Origin of the sequence: Streptomyces sp. N35 (genome assembly GCF_016464295.1) — a bacterium.
Taxonomy (GTDB): domain Bacteria; phylum Actinomycetota; class Actinomycetes; order Streptomycetales; family Streptomycetaceae; genus Streptomyces.
In genome coordinates, this window is the sequence record NZ_JAEIMH010000004.1 from 171738 (window position 1) to 188671 (window position 16934).

Below are 16934 nucleotides of genomic sequence, written 5' to 3' on the forward strand. Positions count from 1 at the left end.
CTAGGGAGCGAAGTACGGATCGGCCGCGATCGCCGCGAACGCCCGCTGGGCCGCGCCGCCGTCCGGCACCGTCACCCGCCAGTGCGCGTCCGCGTCGGTGCCGTCGCGGTGGAAGTAGACCAGGGCCTTCAGGCCGGGGAAGGACTCCTTGACGGCGGTGTGCGCCGCGCCCAGCCACGCCGCCTGCACCGGTTTCGTGTCCGCCCGGTGGACGCCCGTCTCACCGACGATGAACGGCTTTCCGTGCGAGCGGGCGAACGCGTGCGCGGCGTCGAACATCAAGGTGAACGGCCGGTAGTCGTACGCGGGTTCCTCCGGGCGCGGCCGTGCGTACCCGTCCGCGCCGATCCAGTCGACGTACGCGGAACCGGGGTAGAACGGCTCCGCCTTGGCCGTCTCGCGGTAGGCCCGCCACGTCGGGCACCACACGAACGCGACCTGCGGCGCGGGAGCGGCGAACCGCCCGTGCACGTACTGCCATACCTCCTTGAAAAGCCCGGTGTCGGTGTACCGGAGGTCGAACTCCCAGGTGAAGCGCATCAGAAGCGGGGCTCCGAGCGCGCCGAGTGCCCGCGCCTGACCGTCGATCCAGGTGTCGTGGGTGCCGGCGAGGATCGCCCGCAGGCGTCCGGTGTCACCGGCCGCCCACGACAGCATCGGGATGCGGCCCGCCGCGATATCGGTGCGCATCCGCGCGAGGGGCGGGGCCGCGTCGTACATCTGGAAGCAGTGGTTGATGCCGAGCCCGTGCCCGATCTTCGATTCGAGCGGCTCGGGCCCTGAGACTCCAAAGTCGTCGCCGACGTAGTTGTACGCGCCGAGGTGCGCGCCCGAGGCCGGGATCAGGGACGCCGCCGACAATGCCGAGGCCCGCGCCGGGGCGGCGCCGAGCACCGGCGTCGCGGAGGCCGCGAGCGCGCCCAGGCCGAAGGCCCTGCGGGTGAGGCCGGTCATCGTCCGCCCTCGATCTCGATCAGTGTGAACTCCGGCTCCGGTACGTGCCGTTGGGACCGGGCATCGGTGACCGCCGCGCCCCACTGGGTGAACTCCGGTGTCTTGTCCCGGTACCCGCGGTTGCCGCGCAGGGTGATGCGCCGGCTGTCGCGGACGCTCATCGCGTACGGGTGCGGGCCGAGTACCGTCGCGACGCGGAAGAGGACGGAGTTGGCGAAGAGCAGATCGCGGCAGCGGTCGAGCTCGACGGCTCGGGAGCGCCAGCCGTGGATGTGGTCCTCGGTCTGCAGCCCGAGGAAGTCCCAGCCCACTACGTTGCGCAGGACCACCTCCCGCAGTTCGTGGTGCTCGATCGACAGCTCGTACAGGCGGGAGGGCACGGCGGTGTTCTCGACCAGGAAGCCGTTGTCGGACCAGCCGTTGGCGCTCCAGATGTTGGCGAAGGTGCCGCCTCCGCCGCGCACCCAGATGCTGTGCTTGTGGCGGCCGCGGTAGGTGTAGCCGGGGTTGCCGGTCTCGGCGGCGCCCTCGGGGTGCCACTTCACGAACTGAGTGGTGAGGTCGGAGAGTTGAGAGCCCGGCCCTGAGCGCCACAGCAGGCTCACCGCGCCCGGGGTCCGCTCGGCCGTGTCGAGTCCGAGGCCGCTGATGTGGTTGCGTCCGCCGTACGGGGTGGAGAGCAGGGCGCGCGGGCGGTCGGGGTCGCTGAAGTTCGGGTGGGCGTCCACCGTGCGCAGCCACGTCTGGCGCGGGTGCAGTCCGATCAGGCGGGAGCGGGTGCGCAGGGCGAGGGTGCCGCTCAGGTGGTACCGGCCGATGGGGACGAAGACCGTGTCGTGGCGGTCGACGGCGGCCTGGAACACCGCCAGGTCGTCGGCGCCCTGCCCGATCGCGCGGCCCATCCGCTCGGCCACATCGGCGACGCTCACCCAGTCCTCGACGGGCGGGGGCGGTGCGGCATCGGTGCGGAGCATCGCGCGGATGCGCTCGCCCGTCACCCCTCTCGTATCCGAGAGATACACCCCGTCGCGCCGGGATTCGTCCGCGCTCAGCGCGCTCTCGACGCGCAGGCCGTAGGTGAGTTCGCGGACGATTCCGCTGCCGGGGCCGCTGGTGCGGGTGCCGCTCTGCGCGCGCAGGAGCAGGGTCTCGGTGGCGGTGGTCGTGCAGTTGAGGAGGGTGAGCTGGTTGGCGAGGCGGATCAGGTCGTTCTCGGCGCCGGGGATCGAGGTGCTGTCGTTGAGCACCGCCACCGCGTCGGTGACCGCGTCGAAGTGCGAGTCCTCGATGTAGAGGTGCTGCCACTGGCCGGGGAAGGACGCGAAGCCGCGCGGGGTGCGGGCCACCACCGCTCGTACGACGGTGAGCTTGGCGTCGTTGAACATCGTGACCGCGGCCGTGCGCTGCCCCTCGAAACGGCAGTCGAGCAGGGTGGTCTGCCAGCCCGCCGACGCGGCGTACGCCTGGAAGCCGACCTCGCCGCCGAAGACCCGTACGCGCTGGATGAGGTTGGCGTTGTGGTCGATGCCCGCGAGTCCCTCGCCGACCTCGATGTCGAGGTCCTGCAGGATGCAGAGCTGCGCGCCGCCGAAGCGGACGGCCAGGGCGTCCGGGTTGCCGGGCTCGATGCGCAGATCGAGGTTGACCAGGGCCGAGCCGAAGGTGTCGTTGTTGGCGTACGAGACCGGTCCGCCGACCGGCCGGCGCAGGAAGCCGAACATCTCGCGCGGGATGCCGTCGGCGTAGCCGGGGGTGTGCGCGCCGAGGACGAACAGCGGGCGCTTCGCCCCGTATCCGATCACGCGCACCGAGTCGGGCACGGTCACCCGCGAGGTCAGCCGGTAGGTGCCCGCGGGGACGAGGACGACTCCGCCGCCGTCGCCCTTGGGGAAGTCGCGGGCGCCGAGCAGGATGTCGCCGAGCCCGTTGGCCTGGCCGCGCCGGGAGGCCTCGTCGAGTGCGGCCTGTACGGCGGCGGTGTCGTCGCCGACGCCGTCCGCATGCACCTCGAAGCCGGGGCCGCCGAGCAGGACGGCGGCCGGGTCCGGGGGACGGCCGGTGTGGATCGAGCGGTATGCCACGGGGTCGCCGTACCGCGTTCCCGCCGCGGTCGCGGGCCGCGGCAGCAGCGGTACGGCGGCGACGCCGGCGCCGAGCGCCACGAAGCCGCGTCTGGACAGGCTGCGGTGGTCCGGGGGCATGCGGAACTCCCTCTCCTGTGCGGGTAGTCGGGATGACACGGAGGACGGCTCCGCAGGACACGGAGGACGGCTCCGCGGCAGGGTCTTGCGGTGATCAGGGCGCGGCGGCCACGGTCTCGCCGGGCTGCGGGGAGCACGGCAGGAGCCGGTGGCGCTCCGCCCGCCGGCCGTCGGTGGGGTCGGGGGGGAGCGCGGGGGCCTGGGGGGCCATCTCCTCCCGCGGGGTGGGGGATCCGGTCCAGTTCAGGTCGCTGTGCAGGGGCAGTTCGGGCTGTCCGAGCACGGCGAGCGACAGGTCGTGCGGTACGTCGATTCCTCGGCGCCCGGCCGCGGCGCGGAGCTCCTCGGCGCGGTGGCTCTCGGCGAGGAGCAGGCCGGTGAGCCGGTTGTCGCGGACCAGGCCGACGATCTCGTCCGGGGTGAGTTCATCGGGGTCGATGGTCAAAGGGCGCAGCCCGGCGTCCCGTAGCGCGGTGCGATAGCCGTCGAGCCGGTCCTGGTGCGCCTCGCGGCCGCCGGGGGCGCCGACGAAGCCGATGCGCCGATGGCCGTGGCCGAGGAGGACCCGTACGACATCGGCCGTTGCGCGGATGTAGTCGGCGCCGACGAACGCGAGGTTCGCCCCGCCGGGCAGGTCCCGGCGGCCGACGAACACGAACGGGAAGCCGTCCTCGCTCAGGCGCGCCAGTTCGGCCTTGTCCTCGCCCCGCCCGAGCAGTACACAGCCGTCGGTGACCGCGAGCCGTGCGCGGCCCTGTCCGGTGAGGCTGCGGCGGCCGTCCGCGACCGGGGCGCTGGTGAACAGGAGCAGGTCACAGGCCCGCCGTTCGGCCTCGGCTTCTATCCCGCGCAGGAACGGGAAGTAGAAGTCGGCGCTCGTGGAGGGGAAGACGGGTTCGTAGGTGAAGACGCCCACGATCTGGTTGCGGCCCCGGGCCAGGCGCTGGGCGAGCGGGTTCGCGGCGTATCCGGTACGGGTGATCGCGTCGAGGACACGGCGGCGGGTGGCGTCGCCCACGCGGTCGTACTCGGCATTCAGGACAAGCGAGACGGTTGCCTGACTCACCCCTGCCAACCGCGCCACGTCGGCCTGGGTCACCCGTGCGGTCATCGGTTCACCTCCCCTGCCCCAACACTTAGTTATGCGCATAACGAACTGTTCCGGTCCGGCGGTTCGCCAAGGCCGTCTGGGCAGGGATGCTCATCGCTGCGGGTCGGCGGCGTCAAGGGGCGCGCAGTCGTTATCCGTATTACTGAACGGCATCGCGGCGGGCGAAATCCCGTCGCGGCCTGGGCACTTGCCCTGCGTAACACCGCCGCAGCCGCCGGTGACCACCCGCTAATCCGTATTACTCCTGCCGCAACACCCTTGACGCGGCGCGTGATCCGCACCTAGCTTCCTCGGCATCTGCTCCAAGCAATACGTATTAGCCACTCTACGTGAGGGGTTTCCTTCCCATGCCTCAGGCTCCCGGCCGGCTCACCCAGCGCGATATCGCACGCCTCGCGGGTGTCAGCCAGACCACGGTGTCGCTGGTGCTCAACAACCGGCCCGACGCGGCACGTATCGCGCCCGAAACCCGGGAGCGTGTGCTGCGGGTGATCCGCGAGACCGGTTACGCGGCGGACCCGCTGGCGCGCCGGATGCTCAAGCAGCTCAACCAGATCCTCGGCGTCTTCACGTACGAGCCGGTCTTCCCTTCCACGAGCGCCGACTTCTACTACCCGTTCCTGCGCGGGATCGAGGAGAGCGCCGAGCTGAGCGGCTGTGATCTGCTCCTGTTCACCAGCGCTCCGGTGCAGGACGGGATCCGGCGGATCTTCCACGAGAACAACCGTCTGCGGGTCGCCGACGGCTGTGTCCTGCTCGGCCGGGCGATCCCGTCCGCGGAGCTCAGCCGCCTGGTCACGGAGGACTATCCGTTCGTCTGTGTCGGGCGCCGTGACGACGCGGACGGGCTTGCGGTGCCGTATGTCGGCGCCGACTATGTGGCCGCGACGGCCGAACAGGTGGACCGGGCCCGCGCGTTGGGGCACGAACGGTTCGCGTTCGTCGGTCCCGGCGCCGTGGCCGAGTCGTCGGCGGACCGTCTGGAGGGGTTCCGCAGGGCGGCCGGCGAGGACGCGCTGCAGGTCGGGGTCGAGCTCCCGGACCCGGTCGACCGGCTTGAGCGGATCCTCGCGGCGGGTGCCACCGCGGTGCTCGTCGACTTCCTCTCCGATGCCGTCGAGCTGACCGAGGCGGCGCGGGCCCGCGGTCTGCGGATCCCCGAGGACCTCTCGGTGATCGCGCTCGGCGATCCCACCACGCCGGTCGACGCCCCGCTCGACTACACGGGCTTCACCATCCCCCGCCAGGAGATGGGCCGCCAGGCCGTCGATCTCCTGACGGAGATGCTGCACGGCCAGGCCCCGGTCACCCAGCGGCTGCTCGCCTGCCGGCCGGTCGGGGGCGAGACGCTCGCGCCGCCGCCACGCCACTGACACCCGTACCAGCGCAGGAAACGTACGAACCGCACCGAACACGCACAAGTTCCTTCCGCACAAAGGAGACCCATGCAAGCGGACGTCCTCGTCATAGGCGGCGGTACCGGCGGTGTCGCGGCGGCGCTCGGCGCGCTGCGGGCCGGCCGGAGCGTGCTGCTCACCGAGGAGTACGACTGGCTCGGCGGGCAGCTCACCAGCCAGGCCGTGCCTCCGGACGAGCACACCTGGATCGAGCAGTTCGGCGCGACCGCCTCGTATCGCGCCCTGCGGGAAGGCGTCCGCGACTACTACCGGCGCCACTACCCGCTCACCGAGGCGGCCCGGGCCCGCCGGGACCTCAACCCCGGTGCGGGCCATGTCAGCCGGCTGTGTCACGAGCCGCGTGTGTCGGTCGCCGTGATCGACGCGATGCTCGCGCCGTACCGCGGTTCGGGACGCCTGACCGTCCTGCAGCCGTACCGTCCGGTCGCCGCCGAGACGGACGGCGACCGGGTCACCTCGGTCACGGTCGAGCACCGCGACACCGGCGAGCGGCTCACCCTCACCGGGTCCTATGTCCTGGACGCCACCGAGACCGGCGAACTCCTTCCGCTCACCGGCACGGAGTACGTCACCGGGTTCGAGGCGCAGTCCGACACCGGGGAGCCCAGCGCACCGGACGAGGCGCAGCCCCTGAACATGCAGGCCGTGTCGTACTGCTTCGCGCTCGACCACGTCGACGGCGACCGCACGATCGACAAGCCCGCCTCGTACGACTTCTGGCGCGCGTACGAACCCTCTTTCTGGGGCGCGCCGTTGCTCTCCTTCCGGGCGCCGCACCCGCGCACCCTGGACGTCGTCGAGCGGGGCTTCACCCCGAACCCCGGGGACGATCCGCTGTCCGTCGTCGCCGACCAGCGGGTCAGCGGCGGCGATATGAACCTGTGGACGTTCCGGCGGATCGCGGCCCGCGAGATGTTCACGCCGGGTGCGTACGCGAGTGACATCACGCTCGTCAACTGGCCGATGATCGACTACCTGGAGGGTCCGGCCATCGATGTGCCGGACGCCTCACAGCACTTGGCGCGGGCCAAGGAGCTCTCGTTCAGCATGCTGTACTGGATGCAGACCGAGGCCCCGCGCGCCGACGGCGGCACCGGCTTCCCCGGCCTGCGGCTGCGCGGCGACGTCACCGGTTCCACGGACGGTCTCGCGCAGGCCCCGTACCACCGCGAATCGCGCCGTATCCGGGCCGAGTACACCGTCGTCGAACAGGACCTCTCCCTGGATGCGCGCGGCGGCAAGGGCGCCGTGAACTACGGCGACTCCGTCGGCATCGGGATGTACCGCATCGATCTGCACCCCTCGACCGGCGGCGACAACTACATCGACGTGCCGTCCAGCCCGTTCGAGATCCCGCTCGGCGCACTGGTCCCGCAGCGCATGGAGAACCTCCTGCCCGCGTCCAAGAACCTCGGCACCACGCACATCACCAACGGCTGCTACCGGCTGCACCCCGTCGAGTGGAACATCGGCGAGGCCGCCGGGCTGCTCGCGGCCCACTGCGTCGAGCACGGGCTCAGCCCGCGTGCCGTGCGCAACACCCCCGAACGGCTCGAGACCTTCCAGCGTCTGCTCACTTCACATGGCGTGGAGCTGCGCTGGCCCGACATCAGCGGCTACTGATCAGGAGCACTCCTCATGCGTAAGCAGACCCGCATCTCGCTCGTCGCGCTCGCCGCCGGTTCGGTCCTGGCGCTCACGGCGTGCGGCGGTGGATCCGACACCGCGTCGGACGGTCCCGTGAATCTGCGGATGACCGTCTGGTCCGGCAGCCCCGAACACATGAAGCTGCTCAACGGGATCGCCGACGAGTACCGCAAGGCGAACCCGGACGTGAAGTCCATCAAGTTCGATGTGCTGCCCCTGGAGAACTACACGACGACCCTCACCACGCAGATAGCCGGCGGCAAGTCCCCCGACCTGGCGTGGATCTTCGAGAACTCGGCGGCGGACTTCGTCTCGTCGGGCGCGCTCGCCGAAGTGAAGGTCGACGACGAGAAGGACGTCCTGCCGTCCGCCAAGAAGATCTGGGAGCAGGACGGCAAGCTGTACGCCTACCCGTTCTCCACCTCGCCGTTCGGTGTGTTCGTCAACAACGACATGCTGAAGGAGGCCGGACAGCCCACGCCGGCCGAGCTCATCGCGCAGGGCAAGTGGAACTGGGACGAGGTCTCCAGGCTCGGCGGCGCGGTGCACGACAAGACCGGCAAGACCGGCATGGTCATCCGCGACTTCGACTACAAGACGTGGGACAACCTCGCCCAGTACTGGGGCGGCTGGGGCGCCGAGGCCTGGTCCGAGGACGGCAGGACGTGCGGCTTCGACAAGCCCGAGATGGTCGGGGCGATGACCTCGCTGCACAAGGCGGTCTTCGAGGACGAGTCGATGCTGGCCCCCGGCACCTCCGCGGACTTCTTCGCCGGTGAGTCCGCGATGACCGTCACGCAGATGAGCCGTGCCTCGCTCCTCGAGGACAAGTTCACGTGGGACTTCGTCCCGCTGCCCGAGGGTCCCGAGGGCGAGTACGACGTCATCGGACAGGCCGGTATCGCACGCCTCGCGCAGAGCAAGCACGCGAAGGAGGCCGACGGCTTCCTGGCCTTCATGACCAACAAGGAGAACTCGGCCAAGCTCGGCGCGTACTTCCCGCAGGCCCGCAGCTCACAGCTGGACGCCGCCACCCTCGCCAAGTCCAACCCGAAGCTCAGTGAGAAGCAGCTGTCGGACGTGGTGATCGACGGGATCGAGAAGGGCAAGGTCAAGCCGGTCCACAGCGGACAGGCGGAGATCAGCGACGCGGTGCGCGGCGCTCTGGACCCGCTGTGGAAGAAGGACGCGGACGTACAGAAGGTGCTGCAGGGCGTCTGCACCGCGATCAAGCCTCTGCTGGAGCAGTGACCTGCCCATGAAGACCCTTGAACGACCCCGCACCTCCGCCGCCGGCAAATCCGGCGGCGGGGAAAGGGGCCGGGCCCGGGCCGAGCGGGCGGTGTGGAGCGGCCGGCGCCGTGGTGAGGTGGCCGGCTACCTCTTCATCGCACCGCAGCTGATCGGCTCCGTGCTGTTCGTGCTCATCCCGCTCGGCCTGGTCGTCTGGTACAGCTTCCACGAGTGGAACGTGCTGGCCGGCACCTTCCATTCGGTGGGCGGCGACAACTACCAGAAGCTGCTCGACGACCCGAAGCTGCCCGGTGTCCTGAAGTCCACCGCGCTCTTCTCCGTCGGGCTCGTCGTCCTCAACCTGACGCTGGCCCTGGCACTCGCGGTGCTGCTCAACCAGAAACTGCGCGGCAGCGTGGTCTTCCGCACCCTGTTCTTCTCCCCTGTGGTCGTCTCGCTCGTCGCCTGGACGATCGTGTGGGGCTTTCTGCTGCAGAAGAACGGCGGTATCAACGCGGGCCTCGACGTGTTCGGCATCGAAGGGCCCAACTGGCTGCGCAGCGAGGGCACCTCGATGGTCTCGGTGATCGTCGTTCAGGTCTTCAAGAACGTCGGCCTGAACATGGTGCTCTTCCTGGCCGCGCTGCAGGGCGTACCGCGTGAGCTGTACGAGGCGGCGACGATGGACGGCGCCGGGCGCTGGCGGCAGTTCTGGAAGATCACCATGCCGATGATCAGCCCGACGGTGCTGCTCACGTCGATCATCACGGTGGTCGGCTCGCTGCAGGTGTTCGCCCAGATCGCGGTGCTCACGCAGGGCGGACCCAACAGCTCGACGACCGTCCTCGTCTACTACCTGTACCAACAGGCCTTCAAGTTCCATCACTTCGGATACGGCGCCACGCTCTCGGTCCTGCTGTTCGTGATCGTGCTCGTGCTGACCGTGATCCAGTGGCAGATGCGCAAGAAGTGGGTCTTCCATGAGTCGTAAGCTCTCGCCCCGCGCCAAGCTGGTGCTCTACGGGGTACTGCTTGTCCTCTGCGTGCCGTTCGTCTTCCCGACCTGGTGGATGGCCAGCTCCTCGCTGAAGCCGGTGAGCGAGGTGTTCGCCTTCCCGCCGTCGCTGCTGCCGGGCAACCCCACGGCCTCCGCGTACGAGAAGGTCTTCGAGCTGCAGCCGTTCGGGCAGCAGTACTTCAACAGCATGTACATCGCGGTGGCGGTGACGCTCGGCACGCTGATCGTGTCGTCGATGGCGGGCTATGCCTTCGCACGGATCCGCTTCCGCGGTCAGAACGTCCTCTTCCTGGTCGTCCTGACCGGTCTGCTGATCCCCAGCGAGGTCACGATCGTTCCGCTGTTCCAGATGTTCAACGACTGGGGCATGATCGACACCCACTGGCCGCTGGTCCTGGTGCCGGTCCTCGGCGCGCCCAGTGTGCTCGCGACCTTCATCATGCGGCAGTTCTTCCTCGCGCTGCCGGGTGAGCTGGAGGAGGCCGCGCGGATGGACGGTCTCGGCCGGTTCGCCATCTACTGGCGGATCGCGATGCCGCTGGCGCGACCGGCGCTGGCCGCGGTGGCGATCTTCACCTTCCTGCACAGCTGGAACCTCTACCTCGAACCGATCGTCTATCTGACGACGCCGGAGATGTTCACGCTCCCGCAGGCGCTGACGCAGTACGTGGACGCGTACGGCGGCCCGATGTGGAACGTGCAGCTGGCCGCCGCGTCGCTGACGGCCTTCCCGGTGCTCGCGGTGTTCGTGTTCGCGCAGCGGCAGTTCGTGGAGGGGCTTGCGCATACGGGACTGAAGTGACGGGGCCCTGAGACGCCGGGGGGGGCCCCCCCGGGGGGGGGGGGGGGGCGCCCCGGGCTGCGCTCCGAGTCCCCCACCTCCTCCTCGATCGGGATGAGCTGGTTGTCCTTCGCCGTACGGTCCGAGCGGGACAGCGAGCCCGTCTTGATCTGTCCGCAGCCCGTCGCCACCGCCAGGTCCGCGATGGTGGTGTCCTCCGTCTCGCCGGAGCGGTGCGACATGACGACCGTGTAACCGGCGCGGTGCGCCGTACGGACCGTGGCCAGAGCTTCGGAGAGGGTGCCGATCTGGTTGACCTTCACCAGGATCGAGTTGCCCACGCCGGTACGGATACCGTCCCGCAGCAGCGCCTCGTTCGTACAGAACACATCGTCACCGGTGAGCTGACAGCGGTCGCCGACCTGTGCTGTCAGCTCCCGCCAGCCGTCGAGATCGTCCTCGGCCATGGGATCCTCGATGGAGACGACGGGGTACGCGTCGATCAACTTCGCCAGGTACGCGGCGTGTTCGGCCGGTGAGCGCCGTACGCCCTCGCCCGCGTAGTCGTACATCCCGTCCTTGAAGAACTCCGAGGACGCCGGGTCCATCACCAGACCGATGTCCGCGCCCGGCCGGTAGCCCGCCCGCTCGATCGCGCGGACCACGAAGTCGAGCGCTTCCTCGGCCGTACGCAGGGACGGGGCGAATCCGCCCTCGTCGCCCACACCCGTGGCGTGGCCGGCCGCGAGGAGGTCGCGGCGCAGGGTGTGGAAGATCTCCGAGCCGATCCGTACGGCGTCGGCGAAGGTCTCCGCGCCCACCGGGGCGATCATGAACTCCTGGAAGTCCAGCGGATTGTCGGCGTGCGCACCGCCGTTGACGATGTTCATCATCGGCAGCGGGAGCAGGTGGGCGTCGGCCCCGCCGAGGTAGCGGTAGAGCGGCAGCCGGTGGGCCGCCGCGGCCGCCTTGGCGGTCGCGAGGGAGACGCCGAGCAGGGCGTTGGCGCCGAGCCGGGACTTGTCCGTGGTGCCGTCGAGTGCGACCAGCGCGGCGTCGAGGCCGGACTGGTCCTCGGCGGCGCGGCCGCGCACGGTGTCCGCGATCTCGCCGTTGACGTGGGCCACGGCCTGGGCGACGCCCTTTCCGTGCCAGCGCAGCGGGTCGCCGTCGCGCAGTTCCACGGCTTCGCGTGCGCCGGTGGACGCACCGGAGGGGACCGCGGCTCGGCCCAGCGAGCCGTCCTGAAGGGCGACATCCACTTCGACGGTGGGATTGCCGCGGCTGTCGATGATCTGGCGGGCGGTGACGGCGGCGATGGCGGTGCGGGTGGCTATGGAAGGCATGGGGTTCATGGCGCGGATGGCCCTTCCCGTTGTCGGTTGCCTCGACCTGCTTCGTTGCGACGACGGTGGCGCGGGGTCGGGCTGACGCTCGAAACTGTACAGCATTGCTGTGCAGTTTTGCTGAGCAGTTTCGCTGTTCAGTTGTGCTGCACAGTTCAGCTGCGCAGTTCGGCTGCTGGGTTAAGCTGGGGCATGCCCACCCCGGAATCCGCCGCTCTCGCGGCTGAGCTGCGCACCGTGATGAGCAAGCTCGCGCGGCGCGTCAAGCACGAGGACCAGCTCCCCGTCGGCCAGGTGGCCGTGCTCGGCGCCCTCGACCGCGACGGAGCGATGACCACCAGCGATCTGGCCGCCGACCAGCGCGTGCGCCCCCAGTCCATGGCGCGCGCCGTGGGGCTGCTCCTGGAGCAGGGCCACATCTCGCGCAGGGCGCACCCCACCGACAGACGCAAGACGCTGGTGGAGCTGACCGCCACGGGGCGGGCCGCCCTGGAGGCGGAACGGGGCCGCAGGGCCGGCTGGCTGGCTCAGGCCATCGAGGGCGAACTCTCCCCGGAGGAACGGAAGTCACTGGCCCACACCGTGGCTTTCCTGAACCGCCTCGCTGCCCGCTGAGGCGGGTCTCCCTGGCTGCTGGCTGCTGCCTAGGCGGCTCCCTGCTGCCTGTGCAACGATCAGCCCTGGTCCTGGCCCAGGTCCAGGTCCAGGTCCACCCGCACCAGATACCCGACGAACTCGGACTCCCCGCTGTCGCCCACCCACTTCTCCGCCTCGTGCACCTCGGTGAGCGTCCCGCTCCCCGGCACCGGATGCCTCGTACGGTCGGAGGCGGTTGCGTAGCGGCAGTGCACGTACTGGATACCGGTCACCGTTCCGGTCGCCCGGTGCGTCGTCTGCGGGTCCACGTCTCCGTGGTGCCCCTCCGCGGCGTCCACCTGCGCGGCGGCCTGTGAACCGAGCACACCGGCAAGCCAGTTGCGGTCCGGCTCGCGCACCGCCCAGTCGACCCGCTCCCCGAGGGAGAAGGGCGTACCGCAGCATTCCATCTGCCAGCTGTCCATCCAGACCGTCATCGCACCCATGAGTCGTGTCTATCAGCGCTCCGGCGCCCGCCGTGCGCGCCGGCCCACCGCCGCGCACGGAAATCCGATGGCCCGGCGGCCCGCGGGTGACAAGAATCCCGGGCATGACCTCGCCGCCCCTGGGTGCCCACCACGGCCGGGGTCTGGGAACGGAGATGCGCGCAGCCGTCCTCCACCTCGCCTTCGCGGGTCTCGGCGCCCAGCACGCCGTCTCGGGCGCGCACGACCACAACACGGCCTCGCTGACGGTCTCCCGCAAGCTCGGCTACCGCGACGACGGAGGTCTCGCGGCCTGCCTCCCGTGGTTCGGTGCCGCACGCCGCGACGGCGGCGGACAGGACCGCACCGCCTAGGATCCGATCATGCAGGCATCCGCATCCCTGGCCGTCGCCCAACGCTCCCTCGGCGACCCGGACATCCGCTACCCGCTGTGGCCCCCGCTGCTCAAGGGCTGCCCGCGCACCAGCTCGGACGCCATGTCGTACCCGGTGGAGGTGGAGTACGACCACACGCGCGTGCCGGCGGACTTCTTGTCCGGCACCGGAGCCGGAGCCGGAGCCGGAGCAGGTACTGGAGCAGGCCTTGACCGCTGGAGCACGCTGCTGCCCCCGCTGCTCGCGCCCACACTCGGCGAGGGCGGGACTCCGCTGATCGACATCGGCGGCGGCGTGTACGTCAAGGACGAGTCCCGCAACCCCACATGGAGCCACAAGGACCGCCTCAACCGCTGCACCGTGAGCGCGGCGCTCGGTGTGGACGCACCCGGGATCGTGGTGGCCTCCTCCGGCAATCACGGCGCGTCCGCCGCGGCCTATGCGGCCCGCGCGGGCCTGCGCTGCGTGGTGCTCGGCTCGGCCGAACTGCCGCCCGCGGTCGCCTCGTTCCTGACCGCGTACGGCGCGGTCGTGCTGCCCGTACCGGTCGAGCACCGCTGGCCGCTGACCGAGCGCATCGTCGAGCGCTTCGGGTTCTTCCCAGTCAGCAACCTCACCCCCTTCCACACCGGCAGCTCCTTCGGCCCCGAGGGGTACAAGACCATCGCGTACGAGATCGCCGCCGAACTCGGCGTCCCGGGCGCCGTATTCGTGCCGACCGGATACGGCGAGCTGCTCTTCGGCATCGGGAAGGGCTTCGCCGAGCTCCGGCAGCTCGGCCTGACCGACCGCGTCCCGCCGCTGTACAGCTGCGAGCCCGCGGCGGGCGGCCCGCTGGCCGAGGCGGTCCTGCGCAAGGTGCCGGGCGTCCGGGTACCGGTCGGCGCGACGGACGCGTACGGCATCGACTGCCCGGTGAACAGCTATCGCGGCGTGCTGGCCCTGGAACGCAGCGGCGGCCGCCCGCTCCTCGTTGACGACGCACAACTCCGTGCCGCTCAGGAGGAATTGGCCGCACAGGGCCTGTGGTCCGAACTCTCGGCGGCAGCGGGGCTCGCGGGACTGCGGTCCGCGGCGCCCGAGGTCGAGGGTCCGGTGGTGTGTGTGACCACGTCGAGCGGTTTCAAGGACATCGGCGTGGGCGCCCGGCCGCTCGCCCCGGTCGATCCGGCCTGGGACGCGGTCCTCGGCCGGCTGTCCGCCGCGGGGATCGGACCGGCCTGATCTGTCGTACGGAGGCGGCCCTGCCTGACCTGTCGTACGGAGGCGGCCCTGCCACCGGGCGCCCTCATCCCGGCAGGTGCCCGGGCCGCAGCTCGTCCAGGACGACCCGTACCGCTGCCCTGGGCGGCACGCCTCGGCGCAGGGCAGCGGTGATGCGGCGGCTCAGCGGTGTGGCGAGGGGGCGGGTCGTGACCCGGTAGCGCGGGTCCACCGCCAAGCCGGGCAGCAGGGTGATGGAGAGGCCGGCCTCGACGTGCTGCAGCGACATGAGGTAATTGCTGAAGCGGCACACCACCCGGGGTTCGAACCCCGCCTGCCGGCACAGCCGCAGCGTCAGGTTCGCCATGTACGACTGAGGGATGTCGAACGCCCAGGACTCGTCCGCGAGCGCCGCGAGGTCGATCGGACCGCGGCCGGCTGCCGCGGGGTGATCCACCGGGAGCACCACCAGGACCGGGTCCGCGGCCAGGGGCACGAGGTCGAGGTCGGGGCCGAGCGGCAGTTCGTCGAAGTCCGTGGTCGTGATCACCAGGTCCGCGTCACCCACCCGCAGCGCGGGCACGCTCGCGTGCGGTTCGAGTTCGAGCAACTCGACGTCCAGGTGCGGGTGTTGTCGCGCGAGCCGGGTCACCGCCGGCACCGCCATGCTGTGGATCGCGCTCTGGAAGGCGCCGAGGCGCACGAGCCCCGACGGCTCCTCGCCGAACCCGCGCAGCTCCGCCTCGACACTGTCCATGTGGTCGAGCAGCGCCCGGGCCCTGCGGGCGAGGATCAGCCCGGCGGAGGTCAGCCGCACTCTGCGTCCGGTGCGTTCCAGGAGCTGCGTACGCGTCTCCGACTCGAGCACGGCCAGCTGCTGGGAGACGCTCGACGGGCTCATATGGGCGGCCTGGGCCACCGCGCGGACCGTCCCGAGCGTGTCCAACTGGCTCAGCAGGCGCAGCCTCCAGGGGTTCATCATGCCGCCATTGTTGTGCGGCTGAGCCGTACAGGAAGGGCGGAAGCGTGTGATGGACGCGATGCTCGCCGCGACCCTACGGTCGAGGACATGAGCGCATTCACGGGCAAGGACACGAGCGCGATGCCAGGCAAGGAAACGAGCGCGATACCGGGCGAGGGCACGGACGCACCCGCGGGCGACAACGCGCGGATCACACCCGCCACTTCCGCATTCTGGGCCGACGCCGACCGGCATCTCGTCCGCTACGGCGGGGCGTTCACCCGCGAGATCATCGACCGCGCCGCCGGCAGCTTCGTGTACACCGCGGACGGCCGGAAGATCCTTGATTTCACCTCCGGGCAGATGAGCGCGATCCTCGGCCACTCCCACCCGGAGATCGTCGAAACGGTCCGCCACCAGATCGCGAACCTCGACCACCTCTACAGCGGCATGCTCAGCCGCCCGGTCGTCGACCTCGCGCGGCGCCTCGCCACGACGCTGCCCGCGCCGCTGGAGAAGACCCTGCTCCTGACGACCGGCGCCGAGTCGAACGAGGCCGCGATCCGGATGGCCAAACTGGTCACCGGCAAGCACGAGATCGTGTCGTTCGCCCGCTCCTGGCACGGCATGACCCAGGCCGCCGCGTCCGCGACCTACAGTGCGGGCCGCAAGGGGTACGGGCCCACCGCGCCGGGCAACTTCGCGATCCCCGTACCGAACGCGTACCGCCCCGACTTCACCACCCCCGACGGCGCACTCGACTGGCGGCGCCAGCTGGACTTCGCCTTCGAGATGATCGACGCACAGTCCACAGGGAGCCTCGCCGCCTGCCTCGTCGAGCCGATCCTCAGCTCGGGCGGCATCATCGAACCGCCCGAGGGCTACCTCGCCGCCCTGCGGGACAAGTGCCGCGAGCGCGGCATGCTGCTCATCCTCGACGAGGCCCAGACGGGCCTGTGCCGCACGGGCTCCTGGTACGCGTTCGAACGCGACGGCGTCGTACCCGACATCCTCACGCTCTCCAAGACCCTCGGCGCGGGGCTGCCGCTCGCGGCCGTCGTGACGAGCGCGGAGATCGAACAGGAGGCGTACGAGCGGGGGTTCCTGTTCTTCACCACGCATGTCTCCGACCCGCTGCCGGCCGCCGTCGGCACCACGGTGCTCGACGTCCTGGCGCGCGACGGTCTCGACGCGCGGGCGCGGTCCCTCGGTACGTATCTGCGCAAGGGACTCGAGGAGCTGGCGGACCGGCACGAGGTCGTGGGCGATATCCGCGGCCGCGGGCTGCTCGCCGGGCTCGAACTCGTCGTGGACCGTGCGACGAAGGAGAGCTCGGACGCGCTGGGCGCCCGCGTCACCCGCCGCTGTCTGGAGCTCGGCCTGCACATGAACATCGTCCAACTGCCGGGGATGGGCGGTGTGTTCCGCATCGCGCCGCCGCTGACCGCGACGGAGGAGGAGCTCTCGCTGGGCCTGGCGATCCTGGACGAGGCGATCGCCGACGCCACGGCGTGAGGACCGGACGGACGCCGGGGGGCGCCCCGGCCCCGCGGCCGCCCGGGGGCCCGCGGGGGAGCCCCCCCCCCCCCCCCTCCGCGGCGGGGG

At 70.7% G+C, this 16934-nt stretch carries 14 protein-coding genes and 1 pseudogene; 9 read left to right on the top strand and 6 right to left on the bottom strand.

From position 1 onward, the window contains the following. From JAO81_RS03615 to JAO81_RS03625, 3 genes are all read right to left on the bottom strand, one after another. Window positions 1-954, bottom strand: a complete 954-nt coding sequence (locus tag JAO81_RS03615; RefSeq protein WP_199546251.1) for a glycoside hydrolase family 26 protein — start codon at window positions 952-954, stop codon at window positions 1-3. Beyond that, window positions 951-3155, bottom strand: a complete 2205-nt coding sequence (locus JAO81_RS03620) for a glycosyl hydrolase family 28-related protein (protein WP_199546252.1) — start codon at window positions 3153-3155, stop codon at window positions 951-953. The genes JAO81_RS03615 and JAO81_RS03620 overlap by 4 nt, the downstream gene beginning before the upstream one ends. A gap of 94 nt (window positions 3156-3249) precedes the next feature. Then, window positions 3250-4266, bottom strand: a complete 1017-nt coding sequence (locus tag JAO81_RS03625) for a LacI family DNA-binding transcriptional regulator (RefSeq protein WP_199546253.1) — start codon at window positions 4264-4266, stop codon at window positions 3250-3252. A gap of 347 nt (window positions 4267-4613) precedes the next feature. On the opposite strand from JAO81_RS03625, the gene JAO81_RS03630 reads away from it, so the two are divergent. The 5 genes from JAO81_RS03630 (at window position 4614) to JAO81_RS03650 (ending at window position 10384) form a co-directional block, all read left to right on the top strand. After that, window positions 4614-5639: a LacI family DNA-binding transcriptional regulator gene (locus tag JAO81_RS03630; RefSeq protein WP_199546254.1), complete on the top strand. Its 1026-nt coding sequence runs from the start codon at window positions 4614-4616 to the stop codon at window positions 5637-5639. 72 nt (window positions 5640-5711) lie between these two features. Continuing rightward, window positions 5712-7307 (top strand): FAD-dependent oxidoreductase, encoded by a 1596-nt coding sequence (locus JAO81_RS03635; protein WP_199546255.1) that lies wholly within the window; start codon window positions 5712-5714, stop codon window positions 7305-7307. Between the two features lie 15 nt (window positions 7308-7322). Next, a complete protein-coding gene (locus tag JAO81_RS03640; RefSeq protein WP_199546256.1) occupies window positions 7323-8582 on the top strand; it encodes an ABC transporter substrate-binding protein in 1260 nt (419 codons plus the stop codon). 7 nt (window positions 8583-8589) lie between these two features. Further along, complete coding sequence (locus tag JAO81_RS03645; RefSeq protein ID WP_199546257.1) at window positions 8590-9555, top strand: carbohydrate ABC transporter permease; 966 nt, start codon at window positions 8590-8592, stop codon at window positions 9553-9555. Next, on the top strand, window positions 9545-10384 hold the full coding sequence (locus tag JAO81_RS03650; RefSeq protein WP_199546258.1) for a carbohydrate ABC transporter permease: 840 nt from the start codon (window positions 9545-9547) through the stop codon (window positions 10382-10384). Before JAO81_RS03645 ends, JAO81_RS03650 begins: the two co-directional genes overlap by 11 nt. Window positions 10385-10434: 50 nt before the next feature. Here JAO81_RS03650 and eno read toward each other — a convergent pair. Then, a pseudogene (eno, locus tag JAO81_RS03655) lies at window positions 10435-11709 on the bottom strand (phosphopyruvate hydratase); the annotation flags it as partial. Between the two features lie 192 nt (window positions 11710-11901). Between eno and JAO81_RS03660 the strand changes: the two are divergent. Then, a complete protein-coding gene (locus tag JAO81_RS03660) occupies window positions 11902-12324 on the top strand; it encodes a MarR family winged helix-turn-helix transcriptional regulator (protein ID WP_199546259.1) in 423 nt (140 codons plus the stop codon). Window positions 12325-12383: 59 nt separating this feature from the next. Here the strand turns inward: JAO81_RS03660 and JAO81_RS03665 are convergent, their stop codons facing one another. After that, window positions 12384-12791, bottom strand: a complete 408-nt coding sequence (locus JAO81_RS03665; protein WP_199546260.1) for a DUF6578 domain-containing protein — start codon at window positions 12789-12791, stop codon at window positions 12384-12386. 104 nt (window positions 12792-12895) lie between these two features. On the opposite strand from JAO81_RS03665, the gene JAO81_RS03670 reads away from it, so the two are divergent. Both JAO81_RS03670 and JAO81_RS03675 read left to right on the top strand, forming a co-directional pair. Then, on the top strand, window positions 12896-13144 hold the full coding sequence (locus tag JAO81_RS03670) for a GNAT family N-acetyltransferase (protein WP_199546261.1): 249 nt from the start codon (window positions 12896-12898) through the stop codon (window positions 13142-13144). Window positions 13145-13153: 9 nt separating this feature from the next. Then, on the top strand, window positions 13154-14389 hold the full coding sequence (locus tag JAO81_RS03675; protein WP_199546262.1) for a pyridoxal-phosphate dependent enzyme: 1236 nt from the start codon (window positions 13154-13156) through the stop codon (window positions 14387-14389). Between the two features lie 64 nt (window positions 14390-14453). Here the strand turns inward: JAO81_RS03675 and JAO81_RS03680 are convergent, their stop codons facing one another. Then, window positions 14454-15350 carry a LysR substrate-binding domain-containing protein gene (locus JAO81_RS03680; protein ID WP_199546263.1) on the bottom strand — a complete coding sequence of 299 codons (897 nt, stop codon included), beginning with the start codon at window positions 15348-15350 and terminating at the stop codon, window positions 14454-14456. Between the two features lie 87 nt (window positions 15351-15437). On the opposite strand from JAO81_RS03680, the gene JAO81_RS03685 reads away from it, so the two are divergent. After that, window positions 15438-16844: an aspartate aminotransferase family protein gene (locus JAO81_RS03685; protein ID WP_233414865.1), complete on the top strand. Its 1407-nt coding sequence runs from the start codon at window positions 15438-15440 to the stop codon at window positions 16842-16844. Window positions 16845-16934 lie beyond the last annotated feature (90 nt).